At 62.9% G+C, this 22,479-nt stretch carries 12 protein-coding genes; 3 read left to right on the top strand and 9 right to left on the bottom strand.

Features of this window, described 5'->3' with window-relative positions; genetic code table 11:
• Positions 1-23 precede the first annotated feature (23 nt).
• From gcvP to RA167_RS00600, 3 genes are all read left to right on the top strand, one after another.
• The gene (gcvP, locus tag RA167_RS00610) at positions 24-3,026 is read left to right on the top strand and encodes an aminomethyl-transferring glycine dehydrogenase (RefSeq protein WP_076785875.1); all 3,003 of its coding nucleotides are present in this window, start codon (positions 24-26) and stop codon (positions 3,024-3,026) included.
• Between the two features lie 351 nt (positions 3,027-3,377).
• Positions 3,378-4,391 carry an alginate lyase family protein gene (locus RA167_RS00605; protein WP_255710659.1) on the top strand — a complete coding sequence of 338 codons (1,014 nt, stop codon included), beginning with the start codon at positions 3,378-3,380 and terminating at the stop codon, positions 4,389-4,391.
• 84 nt (positions 4,392-4,475) lie between these two features.
• The gene (locus RA167_RS00600) at positions 4,476-5,864 is read left to right on the top strand and encodes an L-serine ammonia-lyase (protein WP_076785873.1); all 1,389 of its coding nucleotides are present in this window, start codon (positions 4,476-4,478) and stop codon (positions 5,862-5,864) included.
• A 141-nt stretch (positions 5,865-6,005) separates the two neighbouring features.
• Here the strand turns inward: RA167_RS00600 and RA167_RS00595 are convergent, their stop codons facing one another.
• The 9 genes from RA167_RS00595 to atpA form a co-directional block, all read right to left on the bottom strand.
• Positions 6,006-7,157 carry a branched-chain amino acid ABC transporter substrate-binding protein gene (locus RA167_RS00595; RefSeq protein ID WP_076785872.1) on the bottom strand — a complete coding sequence of 384 codons (1,152 nt, stop codon included), beginning with the start codon at positions 7,155-7,157 and terminating at the stop codon, positions 6,006-6,008.
• Between the two features lie 89 nt (positions 7,158-7,246).
• Positions 7,247-11,029 carry a trifunctional transcriptional regulator/proline dehydrogenase/L-glutamate gamma-semialdehyde dehydrogenase gene (gene putA, locus RA167_RS00590; RefSeq protein ID WP_076785871.1) on the bottom strand — a complete coding sequence of 1,261 codons (3,783 nt, stop codon included), beginning with the start codon at positions 11,027-11,029 and terminating at the stop codon, positions 7,247-7,249.
• A 708-nt stretch (positions 11,030-11,737) separates the two neighbouring features.
• Entirely contained in the window at positions 11,738-14,029 is a 2,292-nt protein-coding gene (locus tag RA167_RS00585) for a primosomal protein N' (RefSeq protein WP_076787550.1), read from the bottom strand.
• Between the two features lie 455 nt (positions 14,030-14,484).
• The gene (hemE, locus tag RA167_RS00580; protein ID WP_076787548.1) at positions 14,485-15,573 is read right to left on the bottom strand and encodes a uroporphyrinogen decarboxylase; all 1,089 of its coding nucleotides are present in this window, start codon (positions 15,571-15,573) and stop codon (positions 14,485-14,487) included.
• 449 nt (positions 15,574-16,022) lie between these two features.
• Complete coding sequence (locus RA167_RS00575; protein ID WP_076785869.1) at positions 16,023-17,753, bottom strand: AMP-binding protein; 1,731 nt, start codon at positions 17,751-17,753, stop codon at positions 16,023-16,025.
• Between the two features lie 213 nt (positions 17,754-17,966).
• Positions 17,967-18,392 carry a F0F1 ATP synthase subunit epsilon gene (locus RA167_RS00570; protein ID WP_041752940.1) on the bottom strand — a complete coding sequence of 142 codons (426 nt, stop codon included), beginning with the start codon at positions 18,390-18,392 and terminating at the stop codon, positions 17,967-17,969.
• A 105-nt stretch (positions 18,393-18,497) separates the two neighbouring features.
• Positions 18,498-19,889, bottom strand: a complete 1,392-nt coding sequence (gene atpD, locus RA167_RS00565) for a F0F1 ATP synthase subunit beta (RefSeq protein ID WP_076785868.1) — start codon at positions 19,887-19,889, stop codon at positions 18,498-18,500.
• A 71-nt stretch (positions 19,890-19,960) separates the two neighbouring features.
• Complete coding sequence (gene atpG, locus RA167_RS00560) at positions 19,961-20,845, bottom strand: F0F1 ATP synthase subunit gamma (RefSeq protein ID WP_076785867.1); 885 nt, start codon at positions 20,843-20,845, stop codon at positions 19,961-19,963.
• Between the two features lie 79 nt (positions 20,846-20,924).
• Positions 20,925-22,466 carry a F0F1 ATP synthase subunit alpha gene (gene atpA, locus RA167_RS00555; RefSeq protein WP_076785866.1) on the bottom strand — a complete coding sequence of 514 codons (1,542 nt, stop codon included), beginning with the start codon at positions 22,464-22,466 and terminating at the stop codon, positions 20,925-20,927.
• Positions 22,467-22,479: the final 13 nt, after the last annotated feature.

The raw sequence follows: 22,479 nt of genomic DNA, 5'->3' as shown, positions 1-22,479 counted from the left end.
GTGTGGACCGACAGGATTTCGATATGAAGCCAGAACACCCGGATCACCTGATGACTCGCGCCAACCGCCCCACGTTCGCCGAGCTTGAACGACACGACGCTTTCGCCGAACGTCACATCGGGCCTAACGCCGACGATCAGCGGCAGATGCTGGCGGTGCTTGGCTTCGATCACCGCGACGCGCTAATCGACGCGGTGATTCCGCCGAGCATCCGGCGTCGCGACAGCCTGCCGCTTGGCGAATTCACCGCGCCGCGCAGCGAGGCCGAAGCGCTCGCGCGGCTGCGCGAACTGGCGTGCCAAAACGAAGTGTTCCGCAGCTACATTGGCCAGGGCTACTATGGCACACACACGCCCGCAGTGATTCTGCGCAACGTGCTCGAGAACCCAGCGTGGTACACCGCCTATACGCCGTACCAGCCCGAAATCTCGCAAGGCCGGCTCGAGGCACTGCTCAATTTCCAGCAGATGGTGATTGACCTGACCGGGCTGGACACCGCCAATGCGTCGCTGCTCGACGAAGGCACGGCAGCAGCCGAGGCCATGACGCTGCTGCAGCGCGTGGGCAAGCCGCGCTCGAACGTGTTCTACGTGGCCGACGACGTGCTACCGCAGACGATCGAGGTGGTCCGCACGCGCGCGCAGCCGGTGGGCATCGACGTGCGGGTCGGCCCTGCCGCAGCGGCGGCGCAAGCCGGCGCGTTCGGCGTGCTGCTGCAGTATCCGGGCGTCAACGGCGACGTGCGTGACTATCGTGACCTGGCTGCCGCGATCCATGAAGCCGGCGCGCACGTGGTAGCCGCTGCCGATCTGTTGGCGCTGACGCTGTTGACGCCACCTGGCGAATGGGGCGCGGATGTCGCGGTAGGCACCTCGCAACGCTTTGGCGTGCCGCTCGCGTTTGGCGGTCCGCACGCCGCGTATCTTGCCGTGCGCGACGCGTTCAAGCGGCAGATGCCGGGGCGGCTCGTCGGCGTGACCATCGATGCACAAGGCAAGCCCGCGTTGCGGCTGGCATTGCAAACCCGCGAACAGCATATCCGTCGCGAGAAGGCGACCTCGAACGTGTGCACCGCACAGGCATTGCTGGCCATCATGGCCAGCATGTACGCGGTCTACCACGGTCCGCGAGGCCTGCGGCAGATCGCCGAGCGCGTGCACCGCACCGCGGCAATTCTGGCGGCCGGCGTGCAGCAGCTCGGTTACGCGCTCGCCAATGACACGTTCTTCGACACGCTGACGATCGAGTCGGACACGCGCACCGAAGCGCTGCACGAGGCTGCGTGCGCGCGGCGGATCAACCTGCGCCGGATCGACGGCGCGCGCGTGGGCGTATCGGTCGATGAGACGACGACGCGTTCGGATCTGGCCGATTTGCTCGCGCTGTTCGCCGAAGCGGCTAATGAGGCGCCCGCGCTCGCCAGCGTGCAGCCGAGCACCGTGCACACACAAGACGGCGCGCCGACGTTGGACATCGACGCGCTGGACGCCAGCGTCGAAGACGCGCTGCCTAACGCGCTGTTGCGCCGCAGTGCGTACCTGACGCATCCGGTGTTCAACCGCCACCACTCCGAGACGGAAATGCTGCGCTACCTGCGCCGGCTCGCCGACAAGGACCTTGCGCTGGATCGCGCGATGATCCCGCTCGGTTCGTGCACGATGAAACTGAACGCCACGTCGGAGATGCTGCCCGTCACGTGGCCCGAGTTCGCGCAGATCCATCCGTTCGCGCCCGCGTCGCAAACCGTCGGCTATCGCAAGATGATCGAGCAGCTCGAGCAGATGCTGGTGGCATGCACGGGCTATGCCGCAGTGTCGCTGCAACCGAATGCCGGCTCGCAGGGCGAGTACGCCGGGTTGCTGATCATCCACGCGTACCACGCGTCGCGCGGCGAAGGACATCGCAACGTTTGCTTGATCCCGGCTTCCGCGCACGGCACTAATCCGGCATCCGCCCAGATGGCCGGCATGCAAGTCGTGGTCGTCGCGTGCGATGCGCAGGGCAATGTCGACGTCGAGGACCTGAAGACCAAGGCCGCGCGCCATGCAGACAAGCTGGCGGCGATCATGATCACGTACCCGTCCACGCATGGCGTGTTCGAGCAAAACGTGCGGGAGATCTGCGAGATCGTCCACGCGCACGGGGGCCAGGTGTACGTCGACGGCGCGAACATGAACGCCATGGTGGGCCTGACCGCGCCCGGCCAGTTCGGCGGCGACGTGTCACATCTGAATCTGCATAAAACTTTTTGTATCCCGCATGGCGGCGGTGGCCCCGGCGTCGGGCCGGTGGCGGTGGCCGCCCATCTGGCGCGCTTCCTACCGAACCAGCGTTCGGTAGGCTATGTGCGCGAAGACGCAGCGACGCCGGCTGGCAATCCGGACGGGATCGGCGCGATCTCGTCGGCGCCGTACGGCTCAGCTGCCATTCTGCCGATCTCGTGGATGTATATTGCAATGATGGGTGCGTGCGGCCTCAAGTCAGCGACCGAGACGGCGATCCTAAACGCGAACTACATCGCCAAGCGTCTCGCCCCGCACTACCCGGTGCTGTATTCGGGAGCCGGCGGCCTGATCGCGCATGAATGCATCCTGGACCTACGGCCGATCAAGGACGCAAGCGGCGTGACCGTCGAGGACGTCGCAAAGCGGCTGATCGACTACGGTTTCCACGCTCCGACGATGAGCTTCCCGGTGCCCGGCACGTTGATGATCGAGCCGACCGAGTCGGAATCGAAGGCGGAGCTGGACCGTTTCATCGACGCGATGATCACGATCCGCGATGAAATCCGCGCGGTCGAGCAAGGCCGCGCGGACCGGGACGACAACCCGCTCAAATATGCCCCGCACACAGCCGCGGTCATTGGTGCCGACACTTGGTCTCATGCCTACGGGCGCGAACAGGCTGCGTATCCGGTCCCGTCGCTGGCGGCCGGCAAGTACTGGCCGCCCGTGGGCCGCGCCGACAACGCGTACGGCGATCGCAATCTATTTTGCTCGTGCGTGCCAGTCTCCGACTATGCGTAGCGCGGCACTGTCATGTTAGCGCTGAACGAGCCCCACGCATGTGTCGTTCATGTTCCCGCGTGGGTTGTTCACTCGTCCAGTTGCTTCACGAACACATGGACCTTGCACGCGGCGCCGTCGCGACCGAGACTCGGCACAGTTCAGCGCACAGCACCGCATCGTTTGCGTGAGCCATCCGCGAAGAAAGGCTAACATCTCGATCTGACCGCAGCCGAGACAGTGGAGCCCCGCATAGTGGACGCGTTTCGATCTGATCCAACACGCCGCCGTGCCGCCGCATGCGCCACGATCGCGCTCGTCGCGATAGCGGGCCTGTTGGGCCTGCTCTGCGCGGTGCCGGTGCGCGCAGCGATGAACTTTTGCGCGGCGCCAGCGCTGCAGAGCAGCGAGCGCACCCATGCCGACCCCGGGGTGCAAGCGCTGGTGCAACAGAGCTTGGTGGGGCTCAGCAACGCGCCACGCGCGGTGGATCGATTGCATACCGAAGGCACGCTGCCCCACCAGGGCATCTACGATCAAAGTGTCGACGCGCAAAAGGATTTCGCGCTGATGCGCAACGCCGCGCTCGCGTGGCGCGCAACCGGCAACGAGCGCTTCCTGCGTTATGTTGCACGCCTGCTCGACGCGTGGGTCACGACTTACCAGCCAAGTTTCAATCCGATCGACGAGACGAAACTCGATGGCTTGATTCTCGCGTACGACCTGACCGCCAGCGCACTGCCGGTCAAGACTCGCACCGCGACGATCGCGTTCCTACGCAAACTGGCGCGCGGCTATGTCGAGCGCATCGACAGCCAACCCCGGCCACTTCGGCATACGTTCGCGAACAACTGGCAAAGCCATCGCGTCAAGCTGATCGCGATGGCTGCGTTCACGCTGGATGATCGCAAGTTAATCGCTGCCGCGCAGCGGTTATTCGTGGAACAGGTCAGCACAAACATTGCCTCGGATGGCACAACATGGGATTTTGACGAGCGCGACGCGCTGCACTACGTGACCTATGATTTGCAGCCGCTGGTGATGGCCGCACTGGCCGCGCGCCGGCATAACCGCAACTGGCTGCGCGAGCGCAGCGCCTCCGGTGCGACATTGGAGCACGCGCTCGATTGGCTCGTCCCGTATGCGCTCGGCCGCACAAGCCATGAGGAGTTCGTCCACAGCCGCGTGCCGTTCGATGAAACACGTCGCGCCGCCGGACTGCGCGGCTTCAGTGGTGCGTGGGATCCTAGTCGCGCAACAGAGCTGTTCCATCTCGCCGCGCGGCTAAACGGACGGTACCAGCCCGTGGCGCTGCACCTGGCGCCAATGCCGCCGCCATGGCTCGCCGCCTGCCTGCCGCTGCCCGCGCGCTCGAGCGAGCGATGAAACGACGCGAGCGCAACATCGACATTGCAACCGCCTACCCCGCTGGCCCAGCCGCGGGCGTGGCGTGACACATCTGGAGCCGTCATGGCCGTCAGCGTATTCGATTTGTTCAAAATTGGCATTGGCCCGTCGAGCTCGCACACGGTCGGCCCGATGCGCGCCGCACTGCTGTTCGCGCAAGGCCTGCAGCACGACCACTTGCTGCCAGCCGTCGCATCGGTCAAGGTCGAACTCTATGGCTCGCTCGGCGCGACCGGCAAGGGCCATGGCACCGACCGCGGCGTCATGCTCGGCCTGCTTGGCGAAGCGCCGGACACCGTGCAGGCCGAGACGATCGCAGACAAGCTCGAGCACGTCGCCTCGTCGCGCACGCTTGCGCTGCTTGGCACGCACCCAATCCCGTTCCTGCCGAAGGAGCACATCGTGTTCTACCGTCAGGCGTTGCCTGAGCATCCGAACGGCCTGAAGCTGCGGGCGCTCGACGCCGCCGGCAGCGTGCTGTGCGAGTCGACCTATCTGTCCGTGGGGGGCGGCTTCGTGGTCACAGCCGGTGCGTCCAACACACGCGTGCTTAATGCGTACGAGCAGCTGCCGCACCCGTTCTCGACCGGCAGTGAGCTGTTGCAGCGATGTACGCAGACTGGTCGCACCATCGCGCAACTGATGTTTGAAAACGAGCGGGTATGGCGCAGCGACGACGCGATCCGTGCTGATCTGCTGCGTATTTGGAATGTGATGCAGTCATGCGTCGCGCGCGGTTGTGGCATCGGCAATCCTGCGGCGGACGGCAACCTGCCGGGGCCGTTCCAAGTGCGCCGGCGAGCACCGCAATTATATCGCGACCTGTCGGGCAAGCCGGAGGTGGCATTGCGCGATCCGCTGTCGATGGTGGATTGGATCAATTTGTACGCGATCGCGGTCAACGAGGAAAACGCAGCCGGAGCCCGCGTGGTGACAGCGCCAACGAACGGCGCAGCCGGCATCATCCCAGCCGTACTGCATTACTACACACGGTTCGTGCCCGGCGCAAATGACGCGGGCGTCATCGATTTCCTGTTGACCGCCGGCGCGATCGGCATCCTGTACAAGCTCAATGCATCGATCTCCGGCGCCGAGGTCGGTTGCCAGGGTGAGGTCGGGGTCGCTTGCTCGATGGCGGCTGGCGCGCTGGCCGCGGTCATGGGGGCCACGCCCGCGCAAGTCGAGAATGCCGCGGAGATCGGCATGGAGCACAACCTGGGATTGACTTGCGACCCGGTGGGCGGCATGGTGCAAATCCCCTGCATCGAGCGCAATGCGATGGCATCGGTTAAGGCCGTCAATGCCGCGCGGATGGCACTGCGCGGCGACGGCTTGCACTACGTGTCGCTCGATTCGGTGATCAAGACGATGCTCGAGACCGGCGCCGACATGAAAACGAAGTACAAGGAGACGTCCCGCGGCGGTCTCGCCGTGAACATTGTCGAATGCTGACACGGTACGCGGATGCCCTGCTCACATACGGCGCCGATTGAATATTCTGCATGCCTGAAGAGAGATTTCTGGCGGTACTGGGCGCACATACGACGTGCCCGGCCGGATTCGCACCAACGTGTGCCGCCATGAAGCGGCGACTTACTTACCGCCTACGCTTTGCAGCGGGGTCCATTGGCCATTGACGACCTTGTACAGCGTGATGCCGCCGTTCTTCAAATCGCCCTTCGCGTCATACGCGACGTGCTTGGCCGTGACGCCCGACATATCGGTCTTCGCCAGCGCTGGCAGGTACTTCGCCGGATCGGTCGAGTTGGCCTTCTTCATCGCTTCGAACATGGCCATCGCGCCATCGTACGCATACGGTGAATAGGTTTGCACATCTTCGCCGAAACGCTTCTTGTACTTTGCGACGTAGTCCTTGCCACCTGGCATTTCTCCCAGCGGCAGGCCTGCCAGCGACGCGATCGTACCGTTGGCGGCGTCGCTCGCGAGCTTCAGGAACGTGTCGGTCTTGACCATTTCGCCAGCCATCAGCGGCGCCTTGATACCCAGCGCCTTCATTTGCTTGACCATCGGGCCGGCTTGCGCGTCCGCGCCGCCGTAGTAGACTAGATCCGGCATCATCGACTTCACCTTGGTCAGGATCGCCTTGAAGTCGACCGCCTTGTCGTTCGTGTACTCGCGGTCAAGAATCTTCGCGCCCGAAGACTTCGCGGCCTTTTCGAACTGATCAGCCAGGCCCTGACCATACGCAGTTCGGTCGTCGATGATCACAATCTTTTTTAGTTTCAGCGTCTTCGCCGCGAACGTGCCGGCCACCAAGCCTTGCTGCGTGTCAGAGGTCATCATCCGGAACGTCGTTTTGTAGCCCTGCTGCGTGTATTCCGGCGCGGTTGCCATCGCGATCTGCGCAATCCCGGCGTTCGCATAAATGCGCGATGCCGGTATCGTCGTCCCCGAGTTGAAATGGCCGAGCATGCCTTTGATACCGTCGTCGACAAGCTTTTGCGCAACGGTCGTACCGGTACGCGGGTCGGCCTGGTCATCGCCGGTGTCCAGCACGATTTGCACCGGCTTGCCGTCAATCACCGGCTTGGTTGCGTTGAAGTCCTCGATTGCAAGCACGATGCCGTTCTGCATATCCTTGCCATAGTGGGCCTGAGCGCCGGTCATCGGTGCGGCAAAGCCCACCTTCACCTGCTCTGCCTGCTGCGCGTACGCTACACTCCCCGCGACCGACAAGGCGGCGAGCAACGTCGCGCCTGTCAGCTTTTTCATCGTGTGCTCCATTGAGACATCTCCTTTTGGCTTTAAGGGTGAAGCGTCGCCCGGAGTCCGCCGTGCCCCGCCTCGCTTCGTGTCAAGTGACCCAGTGGTGTTTAGCCGATTGCCATCAAACTGGCATTACCGCCCGCGGCGGCCGTGTTGACGCTCACCGAGCGCTCGATCAACAGCCGCTCAAGCACATAGTCGTCGCCGGAGGAGCCATCGTCGAAAGCGCCCGCCGCAACGCCCTGCACGCCGACGATCGGGCCACCGCGCGCGGCGATTTGCCGCATCAGCAATTGCAACGCATCGCTGTCACCCTCGAACAGCACAGCATCATACTCGACGCCGAGGTCACCGTCGCAGCTCACCGCCGCGTGGCTGTGCAACGCGGCCGGCAGCGCACCGACCAGTTGCTCGCCGCTCGCGCCAATGAACAGCGCGCGATTGCCGGTGGCTAGCACCGCCGCCAGCTGTACGCGTGCGCCGCTGGCCGTCGACGCGATGCAGAGTACCGTGCCACGTGCGCTGAGCGCATAGGTATTGCACTCCCCCGTCGGGCCCGACAGCGCGGCCGTGGCGCCGACGAGCATCTGGTTCAGGTAGCCGTCGCAACGGGCAGCGAGTTGGGCATCACGCTCGCCGATCAACCAGTCGCGATACGCTGTGAGCGCCGGTCTGCCGCCGGCCGGCATCTTCTTGCTCAGCGATCTAGCCAGCAACGCGGGTATGCCATTCGGACGCTTGGCCAGCAGCCGCTGCAGGTACAGTGGTCCGCCCGCCTTCGGCCCCGTGCCCGAAAGCCCTTCTCCGCCGAACGGCTGCACGCCGACCACCGCGCCAATCATGTTGCGGTTCACATAGATATTGCCCACATGCGCGCGTTCGATGACATGGTCGATCGTCTCGTCGAGCCGCGTGTGGATTCCTAGCGTCAGCCCATAGCCGGTCGCATGAATGGCCTCTAGCAGCGATTCCAGCGCATGGCGGCGGTAGCGCACTACATGCAGCACCGGCCCGAATACCTCGCGTGCCAGCTCGTCAATGCTGTCGAGCTCGATCAATGTCGGCGGCACGAACATGCCATACTGACAGCCGTCCGGCAGCGGCAATTGGAACACCTTGCGGCCCTTATCGCGCATCGCCGCGATATGCGCTTCGATGCCGCGCTTGGCTTGGGCATCGATAACCGGACCGACATCGGTGGACAAACGCTCTGGATTGCCAACCGACAATTCGCGCATTGCACCGGTCAGCATCTGCAACGTGCGCTGCGCCACGTCATCCTGCAGGCACAGCACGCGTAGCGCCGAGCAACGCTGGCCGGCCGAGTCGAATGCCGACTGCAGCACGTCCGCGACGACCTGCTCGGCCAGCGCCGACGAATCGACGATCATCGCATTCTGGCCGCCGGTTTCGGCGATCAGCGCAATCGGCTTACCGTCCGGGTCTAGTCGTTCGGATAGCGTACGGTTGATGAGGCGTGCGACCTCGATGGAGCCGGTAAACATCACGCCACGGGTACGCGGATCGGCGACCAGCGCAGCACCCACCGTCTCCCCGTCGCCGGGCAGCAATTGCACAGCGCCAGTTGGAACGCCGGCCTCGTGCAAGATGCGCACTGCTTGCGCAGCGATTAGCGGCGTCTGCTCAGCGGGTTTCGCCAGCACCGTATTGCCGGCGGCCAGCGCCGCCGCCACCTGGCCCATGAAAATCGCCAGCGGGAAATTCCATGGACTGATACAGACGATCGGCCCGAGCGGACGATGCGTGTCATTGGAAAACTCGCTGCGGATCTGGGTCGAGTAGTAGCGCAGGAAATCAATCGCCTCGCGGATCTCGGAAATCGCATTCGGCAGCGACTTGCCCGCCTCGCGCACGACCAGCCCCATCAGCGTAGGGATCTGCGCTTCGAGCAGGTCGGCGGCACGGGCTAGGCAGTCGGCGCGCGCCTGCACGGGAGTGGCCTGCCAAATCGGCGCGGTGGCGAGTGCATGAGCGAGCGCGGCTTGCACGTGCTCTGCTGTCGCGTCTACCACCGTGCCGACTACGTCGCGATGATCGGCGGGGTTGCGCACCTCACGCGGCGTGCCGCTCACCACCTCGCCGGGCTGCAGCGTCGGCGCGGCATGCCACATCACGTTGGTGCTCGCGAGTAATGCCGACGACAGCGATGCGAGGCGATGCTCATTGGACAGGTCCAGCCCCATTGAATTGACTCGTTCGCTGCCATACAACGCGCGCGGCAACGGGATCTTAGGGTGCGGCGCACCGAGCGGCACGATCTGCAATGCCTCGTCGACAGGATCTGCCACCAGTTCGGCCACCGACACCGACTCATCGGCAATCCGGTTCACGAATGATGTGTTCGCACCGTTTTCCAGCAGCCGACGCACTAGGTACGCGAGCAGTGTCTCATGGGTACCAACCGGTGCGTACACGCGGCATGGGCGACTGAGCTTGTCGCGGCCGGTCACTTCCTCATACAGCGGCTCACCCATCCCGTGCAGGCACTGGAACTCGTACTGGCCCGGATAATAATTTTGACCTGCCAAATGGTAGATCGCCGACAACGTGTGGGCGTTATGCGTGGCGAATTGAGGGTACACCGCATCGGGAACACCCAGCAGTTTCTTGGCACAAGCGAGATAGGACACGTCGGTGTAGACCTTGCGGGTGTAGACGGGGTAGCCTTCGAGCCCATCCACCTGCGCCCGCTTGATCTCGCTGTCCCAGTACGCGCCTTTGACCAGCCGCACCATCAGGCGATGTCGGCTGCGGCGGGCCAAATCGATCAAGTAGTCGATGACGAACGGACAGCGTTTCTGGTACGCCTGCACGACAAAGCCGATACCGTTCCAGCCGGCCAGCTCCGGATCGAAGCACAACGCCTCGAGCAAATCCAGTGAGATCTCCAGCCGGTCCGCTTCCTCTGCATCGATGTTCAGGCCAATATCGTAGCGGCGCGCCAGGCGCGCCAGCGCCCGCACCCGCGGCAGCAACTCGCTCATTACACGGTCGCACTGCGCGCGCGAGTATCGCGCATGCAACGCCGACAGCTTAATGGAGATCCCCGGTCCGTCGTAGATGCCGCGCCCGCCGGCGGCCTTGCCAATCGCGTGGATCGTCTGCTCGTACAATGCATAGTAGTGCTGAGCGTTTTCCTCGGTCGTTGCCGCCTCGCCGAGCATGTCATACGAATAGCGGAAGCCGCGCGCCTCGTATTTTCGGCTGTTCGCCAGCGCCTCGGAAATCGTCTCGCCGGTGACGAATTGCTCGCCCATCAACCGCATTGCCATGTCCACGCCTTTGCGAATCAACGGCTCGCCGCCCTTGCCGATCATCCGCGTGAGTGCGCACGACAGGCCCGCCTCGCTGTTGGTCGCAACCAGCTTGCCCGTGATCATCAGGCCCCATGTTACGGCGTTGACGAACAGTGACGGAGCATGGCCGACGTGCGATTTCCAGTCGCCCTTGCTGATCTTGTCACGGATCAGCGCATCGCGCGTGGCCCGGTCCGGAATCCGCAGCAGCGCCTCGGCCAGACACATCAGCGCGACGCCTTCCTGGCTCGATAGCGAGAACTCATGGATCAATCCTTCGACGCCACCGCCGGTACGCTTGGCGCGCAACGCCTCGACCAAGCGCGTGGCGAGCACCTGCACGTCGCTGGCCAGCGGCACCGCCAGCTGCGCCTGCCCGATTAGGAACGGCACGCACTCTGGCTCCGCACGCCGATAGGCCGCGGTGATCGCCGCACGCAGCATCGACTGCGGCTGCACGTTCTGCGCAAATGCCAGGAACGGGTGCGGCGTGCGCTCCAGGCGCAGGGCCGCTTCTTTGAGCCGGGTCCGCAGCAAATCGTCGACCTTAACGCCAAGGGTGGTGCTAGCCATGATTCCTTTCCATCGGCGTCGCCGCCGGACCACTCGAAAAATCTGGCTGATCCTACTTCGTACATTAAAAAGGTGCAACCTTTCCGGCCGATGGTTGCGTCTGCATAAAATGTTTTATTTACAATGACTTACTAAGTTGCTCCCGCAACGAATCGAGCGGCTGGGCATCGGTGTTTTCCCTAGTCATCGGAATAGGGCCGCCCGCCGTTAACAAGACGAAGGGCGCAGCAAGACGGAGCGAGCGCATCGCACCCGTCGCGCGGTGACACGAATTAATCATCGAACCGGCGCCGGCGGCTATCGGCCACGCCAGGATCGAAGCACAAACTGAATACGGAGAGGCCTGCCATGATGTGCTCGAGACTTTTTGCGTCGGCGTCGCGGTGCCGGCAATCGGCACAACTACCGTACACCCGCATCGGCTCGCCGACGGACACGCCGCTGCGGCGCTCGCCCGTCACCGGGGAACGCATTGGCCAGCCCAGTAGTTACCGAACACGTGCACTGACAGCACGCAGCCGGCTACTCCGTTGACGGTGCGGCTCGTCTCCGTCTTCCGGTTCTGTCTCTGCGTTCCGCGGTTTTGTCTTTCCGTTTCGAGCGGCCAGTGCAGGTGCCGTCGCGACGCTGCCGCGCGATTTGAACCAGTCAGATGCGGCGCGCAAAGCGACGGCTTCGCCGAAGGATAGGGCGTCATGCTAGGCGCGCTTAGATATCTAGCGGATCGACTTCCACATTCCAGCGTAGCGCCCCCTTAAGTTCGCGCAGCCGCGGCACCCAGGCGCGCAGCGTGCGCTGCAGCGCGGCGCGCGAAGCGCTTTCGAGCAGCAGTTGTGCGCGGTGCACGTGCATCACCTTGACGATGTTCAGCGGCACCGGATCATAGCGCGTCACGCACTCGGCGCCGGGTACCGCGTCGAGTATCGCAGCGGCCTCATTGAGAAACCGCAGCGCATCGTCCAAGCTGCGTGCTTCGGCGCGCAGCAAAGCCTGGAAAACGAAGGGCGGCAGATGCGCGTCGCGTCGCTCGGCCAGTGTCGTCTCGGCAAAGCCCACGTAATCGTGGCGCGCCAGCGCCGCATATAACGCGTGCCGCGCATGCCCGGTCTGGATCAGCACCTCGCCGTGGGCGCCGCTCCGACCGGCCCGGCCCGAGACTTGCATCAATTGCGCAAACAGCCGCTCCCCCGCGCGAAAATCATGCGAGAACAACGCGGCGTCCGCATTCAGCACACCGACCAGCGTGACCCGTTGGAAGTCATGTCCCTTCGCGATCATCTGCGTGCCGACCAGGATATCGACATCGCCGGCGTGCACCCCTGACAACAAAGTCTGTGCACTGCCCTTGCGCCGCGTGCTGTCCGCATCGATGCGCAACACCCGCGCACCAGGTACCGCCGCACCGAGCGCCTCCTCGATACGCTGCGTACCGCGGCCGAACGGCGCCAAGTCGACGTTGCCACACGCCGGGCATGCCCGCGGGATGCGGCTTTCCCCACCGCAGTGATGGCATCGCATGCGCTGCTCGGGCTTGTGTAGCACCATATACGCGCTGCAGCGCGGGCAGCCTGCGACCCAGCCGCACGCGTCGCAGGCCAGCACCGGCGCGTAGCCCCGGCGGTTCAGGAACACCAAGCTTTGTTCACCGCGCGCCAAGCGCTCCTGCAACGCTTTCACGAGCGGCATCGACAACCCGTCCGCGCGATGGCGCCCCGCCTGTTTCTCCGCCTCCATGTCGATTAACCGGACCCTGGGCAATGCCGCGTCTGCTACCGCGCGCCGCGACAATGCCAATGTCGTATAGCGGCGCTGGCACGCGTGCCACCATGTTTCGAGCGACGGCGTAGCCGAGCCGAGCACGACGGGGAGGCCCAACTGTTTGGCTCGCCACACCGCCAGGTCCCGTGCAGAGTAGCGCAGCCCTTCTTGTTGCTTATAGGCAGGCTCGTGTTCTTCATCGACGATAATCAGCGCCAGCCGCGGCAACGAAGCGAGCACCGCCATCCGCGTGCCCAGTACGATCCGCGCACCAGCGGCGTGCGCCGCCAGCCAATTGCGCGCTCGCTCGCCGTCCGCCAGACCACTGTGCAAGGTCACCAAGGCGGTGGCCGGCCAGTGCGAAAAACGCGCCCGGAACACCGCTTCGAATTGCGGCGTCAGGTTGATCTCCGGCACCATCACCAGCGCCTGCGCATCGGGCCGGCGGGCGAACAAGGCAGCTAAGCCGTGCAGGTACACCTCGGTTTTGCCACTGCCGGTCACGCCATGCAGTACGAACGGTGCGAAGCCGCGGGCGGCATCGATCGCCGCGACCGCCGCACGCTGTTCAGCATTGAGATCGGGCACCGCGCACCGGTCCAGCTGTGACGAGACATCATGCCCGGCCCGCCCCGGTGGCTGCGTCGCGCCGCTCATTTCCAGTGCCTCGACGGCACCGCGCCATTGCACGTGGACCCATCCGTGCTCCTGCCACTGCTCGAGCGTCGCAACGGCCTTCGGGTGTATCACGCGGGCTTCATCGGCGCCCAGCGTGTCCGCCCGCAATAATGCTTGGGCAAGCCGTCGCAGCGCTGCCGCACGGGCCGGCAATGCGTCAGGCAACTTGTTGCGCCCGGCCGCCGTCAGCCGATAAGCCGGCTCGCGGGCGAACAACCGTGGCCAACGGGTAGCATCGCGCAACGCCTGCGGCAACGCTGGCAACGCCACCTCGCCGCGGCCGCGCTGATAGTAATCTGCGGCAAACGCGATCAATTGAAGCCAGTCCGCACTCAGCGGCGGACAATCGATGCACGCGCTCTGGACGTCTCGCAATCGATCCTGTGGCACGTCGGTCTCATCCGCGACCTCGATAACCAGTCCTACTGTCTGCCGGCGACCAAATGGCACTTGCACGAGCATGCCGGGCAGCGGCTGCAACGGCAGGGTCCAGCGGTAGTCGTACAGAACCGAAAGCGGATGGTCCAGCGCGACTCGGGCGTAACGAGAAAGCGTCGGTTGCATGGGTCGTGTGTCGGCGCAGCCACAGCGGTCCGAGCCGGCGCGGCGAAGCGTCACAAAAATAAGGGACAGGGCATTGTGAAGTTAAAGTAAAACATCGCAACCACCGCTAAACCATGGATTCATCATAACAATTCATGGTCGCTCGGCACCCTGTGGATAACTTTGTGTAAAAACCCGCAGCCATCGCCGTGGAACGACCAAGTGGCGCGCCTTTCACCGAAATCGGGCATTGTGTCGGCTCGATTCGAGTTCTTTACAAATCAACAACTTATTCAAATAGGCTGCACATGATGCTACCGTGCTACACCAAAATCCACGGCGTAGCAAAGGTGGCGAAAAACTGTGTATAAGTGGCCGTCGGCAGATCTTGACAAGTCGCGGCTACCGCGGTTTACGCGAGTCTGGGCCCCGGACGTTCAGCGCCCACGCTATGGCATTGCCGCAACGACCGGCGGTCATTCGCCGGCGCGCATCACGCGGCTGTACTGGTGTACTTCGTCGACCAGTTCGGTGACCGCCTGCGCTGGCGTGAATTGCGAAATGCCATGCCCGAGGTTGAATACGTGCCCTGGGTGATTGCCGTAGGCGTCCAGCACCTGCCGGGCCTGCGCGCGAATCACCTCGGGCGGGGCAAACAACACGTTCGGGTCAAGATTGCCTTGCAAGGCAACCCGGCCGCCCACTCGTGTCCGCGCCCGCGCCAGATCAACGGTCCAGTCCAAGCCCACCGCATCGACGCCGCTCGCGGCAATGGCCTCAAGCCACTGCCCGCCGCCCTTGGTAAAGGCAATCACGGGGACGTGCTCGCCGTCATGTTCGCGCTTGAGCGCCGCGACGACCTGGGACATGTACTGCAGTGAAAACGACTGGTAAATGCGGTCGGCCAGCACGCCGCCCCAGGTATCGAAGATCATCACCGCTTGCGCGCCGGCATCGATCTGTGCGTTCAGATAATCGGCGACCGCGCGCGCATTGACCTCCAGGATCCGATGCATCAGATCGGGCCTGGCATACAGCATCGACTTCACGGTACGGAAGTCGTCACTGCCACCTCCCTCGACCATGTAGCACGCCAGCGTCCACGGCGACCCAGAAAAGCCGATCAGCGGCACGCGCTGGCGGCCGTCGGCACCGGTTAACGCGCGACGGATCTGCGCAAGCGCATCGGTCACGTAGCGTAACGTCGCATCGATGTCAGGCACTGCGAGCCGGGCGACGTCGGCCTCGGTGCGCACCGGGCGCGCGAAGCGCGGCCCCTCGCCGGGCGTGAATTCGAGCCCCAGCCCCATCGCATCGGGGATCGTCAGGATATCCGAGAATAAGATGGCCGCATCGAGCGCGTAGCGATCGAGTGGCTGTAGCGTCACCTCAGTCGCGTAGTCGGGCTGCTTGGCCAAACCGAGAAAACTGCCTGCACGGGCGCGTGTGGCGTTGTACTCGGGCAAATAGCGGCCCGCCTGACGCATCAACCAGATCGGCGTGTACTCAGTCGGTTCGCACCGCAGTGCGCGCAGGAAAGTGTCGTTGGCGAGATTGTGGGGCACGGTGCGCTCTGCCTGGGAAAAGCACCATTTTAACGGACGCGCGCCGCGCATCGACGATTCGGGTAATGCTTGTGGAAAACGTGAACGACCGTAACACAAGGCCGCAACGCACGCGCGCAGCGACAGTCGGATTACGAAAACAACCCACTTGCAAATGGCAATCGGAAGGACGTTACAACCTGAAACACTTTGTTACCCCACGCATGGCGGGTTTCGCCCAAAATGTTTGTAATGGGTTCCAACACGGATGTGGTCTGACGTGTCGTATGAGCGGATACGACGCGTGAAGAACGGTCGGCACTGCCGAAGCCCTCCTGCACAGGGGCATCCTTGTTGGAGCCGCGTCAGACGCGGTAACGCAACGCCACCCATGGTCTCCTCGCGCTAACCCCGTAGCGTGTGGTTTTTAGCGGGCTCCGAGCCCGCTTTTTTTTGTCCGCGCTGGCTGCCTACGCGCTCTTTCCCGACGATAGCTTCAATTCGTCGATCATCTTGGCGCGCATCACAAATTTCTGCACCTTGCCCGTTACCGTCATCGGCAAGTCCGACACGAATCGTACGTATTTCGGGATTTTATAGTGAGCGATCTGGCCGTGGCAAAAGTCCCGGATGTCCTGTTCGGTCGCCGTCTCGCCGGGCCGCAACACGATCCAGGCGCACAACTCCTCGCCATATTGCGCGTCCGGCACCCCGAAGACCTGCACCGACTGTATCTTCGGATGTCGAAATAAGAACTCCTCGATCTCCCGCGGATAGATGTTCTCGCCGCCACGAATCACCATGTCCTTGAGTCGTCCTACGATACTGCAGTACCCTTGAGCGTCCAGGGTCGCCAGGTCGCCCGTATGCATCCAGCCGTCGATGATCGACTCGCGCGTCTTTTTGTCGTCGTCCCAATAGCCCTGCATCACCGAATAGCCTTTGGTGCAAAGTTCACCGGTCTGCCCGACCGGCACGATATTGCCCAACGCATCAATGATCTTCGCCTCCAGGTGCGGCTGGATCCGGCCCACTGTCGTGGTGCGCTTTTCGAGCGGGTCTGACGTCGAACTCTGGAATGACACAGGGCTCGTCTCGGTCATCCCATACGCAATCGTAAGCTCGCCCAGGTGCATGCGTGCGACAACCCGCTTCATCGTTTCGATTGGACACGGTGAGCCAGCCATGATGCCAGTGCGCAGTTGGCTCAAGTCATATTGCTCGAAATCGGGGTGGTCAAGCTCGGCAATGAACATCGTCGGCACGCCATGCAGCGCCGTGCAGCGCTCGAGCGCCACTGCGGCAAGCGTGGCCGCCGGATCGAATCCTTCCCCCGGGAATACCATCACGGCACCGGTGGACACACAGGCGAGCACCGCGAGTACCATGCCAAAACAGTGATACAGCGGCACCGGGATGCACAACCGGTCTTGTTCGCTCAGACGCATCGACATCGCAATAAAGCGCGCGTTATTAACGATGTTGTGATGGGTCAACGTAGCGCCCTTCGGGTTGCCGGTGGTGCCGCTGGTGAACTGAATATTGATCGGCTCATGCGCATCGAGCTTGCCGCTTATCGCGGCGAGCTGCGCCATGTTTAGGCGACTGCGTCCTTGCTGCACCAGATCGTCGTAGCGAAGCATGCCCGGCGTCTGGCCAGTGCCCATCTTGATCACGTGGCGCAGCTCGGGCAGGCGCGCTGCCTGCAGTTCCCCCGGCGCGTGCTGCGCAAGTTCCGGTGCAAGCGTCTGCAGCATTTCGGGATACCGCGACGCCTTGAATTGCTCCGCGGCCACAATCGCGCGGCAGCCAACTTTGTTCAACGCATAGTCGAGTTCGGCCAGCCGATAAGCGGGGTTAATGTTGACGAGAATCGCACCGATGCGCGCGGTCGCAAACTGCGTGACCAGCCATTCGACGCGGTTCGGCGACCAAATGCCGACTCGGTCCCCCTTGCCAATGCCCAGCGACGCCAACCCGGCAGCCAACACGTCGACCTCCTGGGAGAATTCGCGCCACGTCCAGCGCACGCCCTGCTCCCGGAACACGACGGCAAGACGGTCAGCGAAGCGGTGCGCGGTCAGCCCAAGGAACTCGCCCACCGTCGCCCCGGACAGTGAGACATCGGTACGGCCACGAACATAGGACAAACCGTCCTTGGGCTCGATTTGCGCCGGCGGCAAGGCGAGTGCAGTGGCCATGATCGTCTCCGGTTTTATCCTCTGATTCGTTCAGGGGAACGTTGACGTATTGGGAAACTTTCAATCGGATTGTGACCGTGCAATATCTCATTGGACATCGATTGAAACCCGGGCGCAACTGCAACGCTCAAAAAGGCGAAAAAAAACCCACATCGTTCGATGTGGGTCCGTTCAGACTGGCGTGGCCGCGCGCTTGCCGCAGCTACGTCTGGGTCAATGCTGTCCGCGACGACGACGCAGTTGCGCGATGGCCGCAAGTTGAGCAGTGGCATAGGCCAGCTCGGCTTGCGCCGTAGCGTACTCGAGGTTCGAGTCGGTGTTTTGCAAGGCCTCTTCGGCACGCTTGCGCGCCTGCTCGGCCTTCGCCTCGTCCAGTTCCGCGCCACGGATCGCGGTGTCCGCGAGCACCGTCACCGCGCCGGGCTGCACTTCGAGGATGCCGCCGGCAACGAACACGAACTGCTCGTCGCCATTCTCGTCCTCGATACGCACAGAGCCCGGGCGGATACGCGTGATGAGTGGCGTGTGACCGGGCAAAATACCCAGTTCACCCGCTTCGCCCGGCAGCGCGACGAATCTCGCGTGTCCCGAGAAAATACTTTCCTCGGCGCTGACGACGTCTACTTTGATGGTTGCCATATCGACTCCTGGTTGAGCGTGAATCGCTGGGGTGAGAACGGTCAGTTTTGACTATCCCGGCGCCCTCAACAAGAGGACGCCTCCCCGCTACGAACACCCGACCGATTAGATCTTCTTTGCCTTCTCGAAGGCTTCGTCGATCGTACCCACCATATAGAACGCCTGCTCCGGCAGATGATCGCATTCGCCATCGACGATCATCTTGAAGCCGCGGATCGTTTCCTTCAGTGGCACGTATTTGCCAGGCGAGCCCGTGAACACTTCTGCCACGTGGAACGGCTGTGACAAGAAGCGCTGGATCTTACGCGCACGAGCCACCGTGAGCTTGTCTTCCGGCGACAGTTCGTCCATCCCGAGAATCGCGATGATGTCGCGCAGTTCCTTGAAGCGTTGCAGCGTCTGCTGTACGCTGCGCGTGATCTTGTAGTGCTCCTCGCCAATCACGTTCGGGTCAATCTGGCGCGACGTCGAATCGAGCGGGTCGACCGCCGGGTAGATACCGAGCGACGCGATGTCACGCGACAACACGACGGTGGCATCCAAGTGGCCGAACGTGGTCGCCGGCGACGGATCGGTCAAGTCATCCGCTGGAACATACACGGCCTGCACCGACGTAATCGAGCCGGCCTTCGTCGATGTGATGCGCTCTTGCAGCTTGCCCATTTCCTCGGCGAGCGTCGGCTGGTAGCCCACCGCGGATGGCATCCGGCCCAGCAGCGCCGACACTTCCGTACCCGCCAGCGTAAACCGGTAGATGTTGTCGACGAAGAACAGCACGTCACGGCCTTCGTCACGGAAGTGCTCGGCCATCGTCAGACCCGTCAACGCCACGCGCAGACGGTTGCCCGGCGGCTCGTTCATCTGGCCGTACACCAGCGCAACCTTGTCCAGGACGTTCGAGTCCTTCATTTCATGATAGAAGTCGTTCCCTTCGCGGGTCCGCTCACCGACACCGGCAAACACGGAGTAACCGCCGTGCTCCTTCGCGATGTTGTTGATTAACTCCATCATGTTCACAGTCTTGCCCACGCCGGCGCCGCCGAACAGACCCACCTTCCCGCCCTTTGCGAACGGGCAAATCAGGTCGATCACCTTGATGCCCGTTTCAAGCAGCTCCGTCGATGGCGACAGTTCGTCGAATGCCGGGGCCTTCTGATGGATCGAGCGCGTGTTCTCGTGCGAGATCGGGCCCGCTTCATCGATCGGCCGGCCGAGCACGTCCATAATCCGGCCGAGCGTCGGCGTGCCGACTGGCACGGTAATCGGGTTGCCCGTGTTCTTTACCGTCAGCCCACGGCGCAAGCCTTCGGACGATCCCAAACAGATCGTACGCACGACGCCGTCGCCGAGTTGCTGCTGGACTTCGAGCGTCAGATCGCTGCCTTCCAGAATCAGTGCGTCGTAGATCTTCGGCATCTGCTCGCGCGGGAACTCCACGTCGATAACGGCGCCGATGCACTGTACGATCTTGCCTTCTACCAAAGCAGTAGTACTCATCGCATTTCCTTTAGATACTTGATTCTTTCCCCGCGCGCAGCGCGTGGTTCCGAGCTTTGTCCAGGCGTGGCTCAGACCGCCGCCGCACCGCCGACGATCTCCGACAGTTCCTTCGTGATCGCTGCCTGACGGCTCTTGTTGTAGACGAGCTGCAGGTCGTTGATCACCGTCTTCGCGTTGTCGGATGCCGCCTTCATCGCCACCATCCGTGCCGATTGCTCGGACGCCATGTTTTCGGCCACAGCTTGGTACACCAGCGCTTCCACATAGCGCACCAGCAGGTCATCGACCACCGCCTGCGCATCGGGCTCGTAGAGGTAGTCCCACGACGACTTCGGCGTCGGGCCCTCCTCTGCGCGTTTATCGAAACGTTCGTCGGTCAACGGCAGCAGTTGCTCGATCACCGGCTCCTGCTTCATCGTATTGACGAAACGTGTGTAAGCCAGGTACACCGCCGACAACTCGCCTTGCGAATACCGGTCGAGCTGGACCTTGATCGCGCCGATCAACTTCTCCAAGTGCGGGGTATCACCCAGATGCGTGACCTGCGACACGACCTTGCCGCCGAAGCGGTTCAAAAAGGCAAGGCCCTTGCCGCCGATTGCGGTTGACTCGGTCTTGATACCCTGTGCGTCGAGGTCCTTGAACTTCTGCACCAGCGCACGCAGCACGTTCGTGTTCATGCCGCCGCACAAGCCCTTGTCGGTGGTCACCACGATGACGCCCGCCGTCTTCGCGCCGACGTTCTTCACCATGAACGGATGACGATACTCCGGATTCGCCTCGCTCATATGCGCGGCAATATCGCGAACCTTGTCGGCGTACGGACGAGCCGCCCGCATGCGTTCCTGCGCGCGTCGCATCTTCGACGCGGCCACCATCTCCATCGCCTTGGTGATCTTGCGCGTGTTCTGCACGCTCTTGATCTTGCCGCGGATTTCCTTCATGCCAGCCATTGCTTACTCCTTGTCCGAAGCGGCGCGGCCCGTCGTGACGGCGCACGATGCAGGCCGCATTCTGTCCGCATTCCCGAGATCAGTAAGCGCCGGACTTTTTGAAGTCCTTGATCGCCGCATGCAACGCAGCTTCATCGTCCTTCGCTAAGTCCTTGTTGTCTTCGATACGCTTAATCAGCGCGGCATGACTGGTTTTTAGAAACTCGCCCAGGCCCTTTTCGAACGGCAGCACGTGCTTCACTTCCAGGTCGTCTAGGTAGCCGTTGTTCGCGGCGAACAGCGCGACCGCCAGCTCCCAAACCTGTAGCGGCTGATACTGCGGCTGCTTGAGCAGTTCCGTCACGCGACGGCCACGCTCGAGTTGCTTACGGGTCGCTTCGTCCAGGTCCGATGCAAACTGTGCGAACGCCGCAAGCTCGCGGTACTGTGCCAAGTCAGTACGGATGCCGCCGGACAGCTTCTTGATCACCTTCGTCTGTGCCGCGCCACCAACGCGTGACACCGAGATACCGGCGTTGATCGCGGGACGAATACCGGCATTGAACAAATCGGTTTCCAAGAAGATCTGGCCGTCGGTAATCGAGATGACGTTGGTCGGCACGAACGCAGTCACGTCACCGGCCTGCGTCTCGATCACCGGCAGCGCGGTCAGCGAGCCGCTCTTGCCCTTCACTTCGCCGTTCGTCAACTTCTCGACATATTCTTCGGACACGCGGGCCGCCCGCTCAAGCAGACGCGAGTGCAGATAGAACACGTCGCCAGGATACGCTTCGCGGCCTGGCGGACGACGCAGCAGCAGCGAGATCTGGCGGTACGCCCACGCTTGCTTGGTCAGGTCATCATAGATAATCAGCGCGTCCTGGCCGCGATCGCGGAAGTATTCGCCCATCGTGCAGCCGGCGTACGGCGCGATGAATTGCATCGCGGCGGAGTCGGATGCCGAGGCGGCCACGACGATTGTGTAGTCCATCGCGCCATGCTCTTCGAGCTTGCGCACGACGTTCATGATTGAGGACGCTTTCTGGCCGATCGCGACGTAAATACACGTCAGGTTCTTGCCCTTTTGGTTGATGATCGCGTCAACGGCCACGGCGGTCTTGCCGGTCTGGCGGTCGCCGATGATCAGCTCGCGCTGGCCACGGCCGATGGGCACCATCGAATCGATCGACTTTAAGCCGGTCTGCACCGGCTCGGACACCGACTTACGCCAGATCACGCCCGGCGCGATCTTTTCGATCGCATCGGTGGTCTTCGCGTTGATCGGACCCTTGCCATCGATTGGGTTGCCCAGCGCATCGACGACGCGGCCGATCAGTTCCGGACCGACCGGCACCTCAAGGATGCGGCCCGTCGTCTTGACCGTGTCGCCTTCGCAGATGTGCTCGAATTCACCGAGAATCACCGCGCCGACCGAGTCGCGCTCCAGATTCAGCGCCAAGCCGAACGTGTTGCCCGGAAACTCCAGCATTTCGCCTTGCATCACATCCGACAGACCGTGGATGCGGACGATACCGTCGGTCACGGAGACCACAGTTCCCTGATTGCGGACGTCAGCGTCGGCCTCCAGTCCCTGGATCCGGCTCTTGATCAGCTCGCTGATTTCAGAGGGGTTGAGTTGCATAATCGCTCCTGAT

Source organism: Mycetohabitans endofungorum, from assembly GCF_037477895.1.
Lineage (GTDB): Bacteria > Pseudomonadota > Gammaproteobacteria > Burkholderiales > Burkholderiaceae > Mycetohabitans.
The sequence above is the reverse complement of the archived record's forward strand: the minus strand, read 5'-3'. Positions and strand labels throughout refer to the sequence as shown.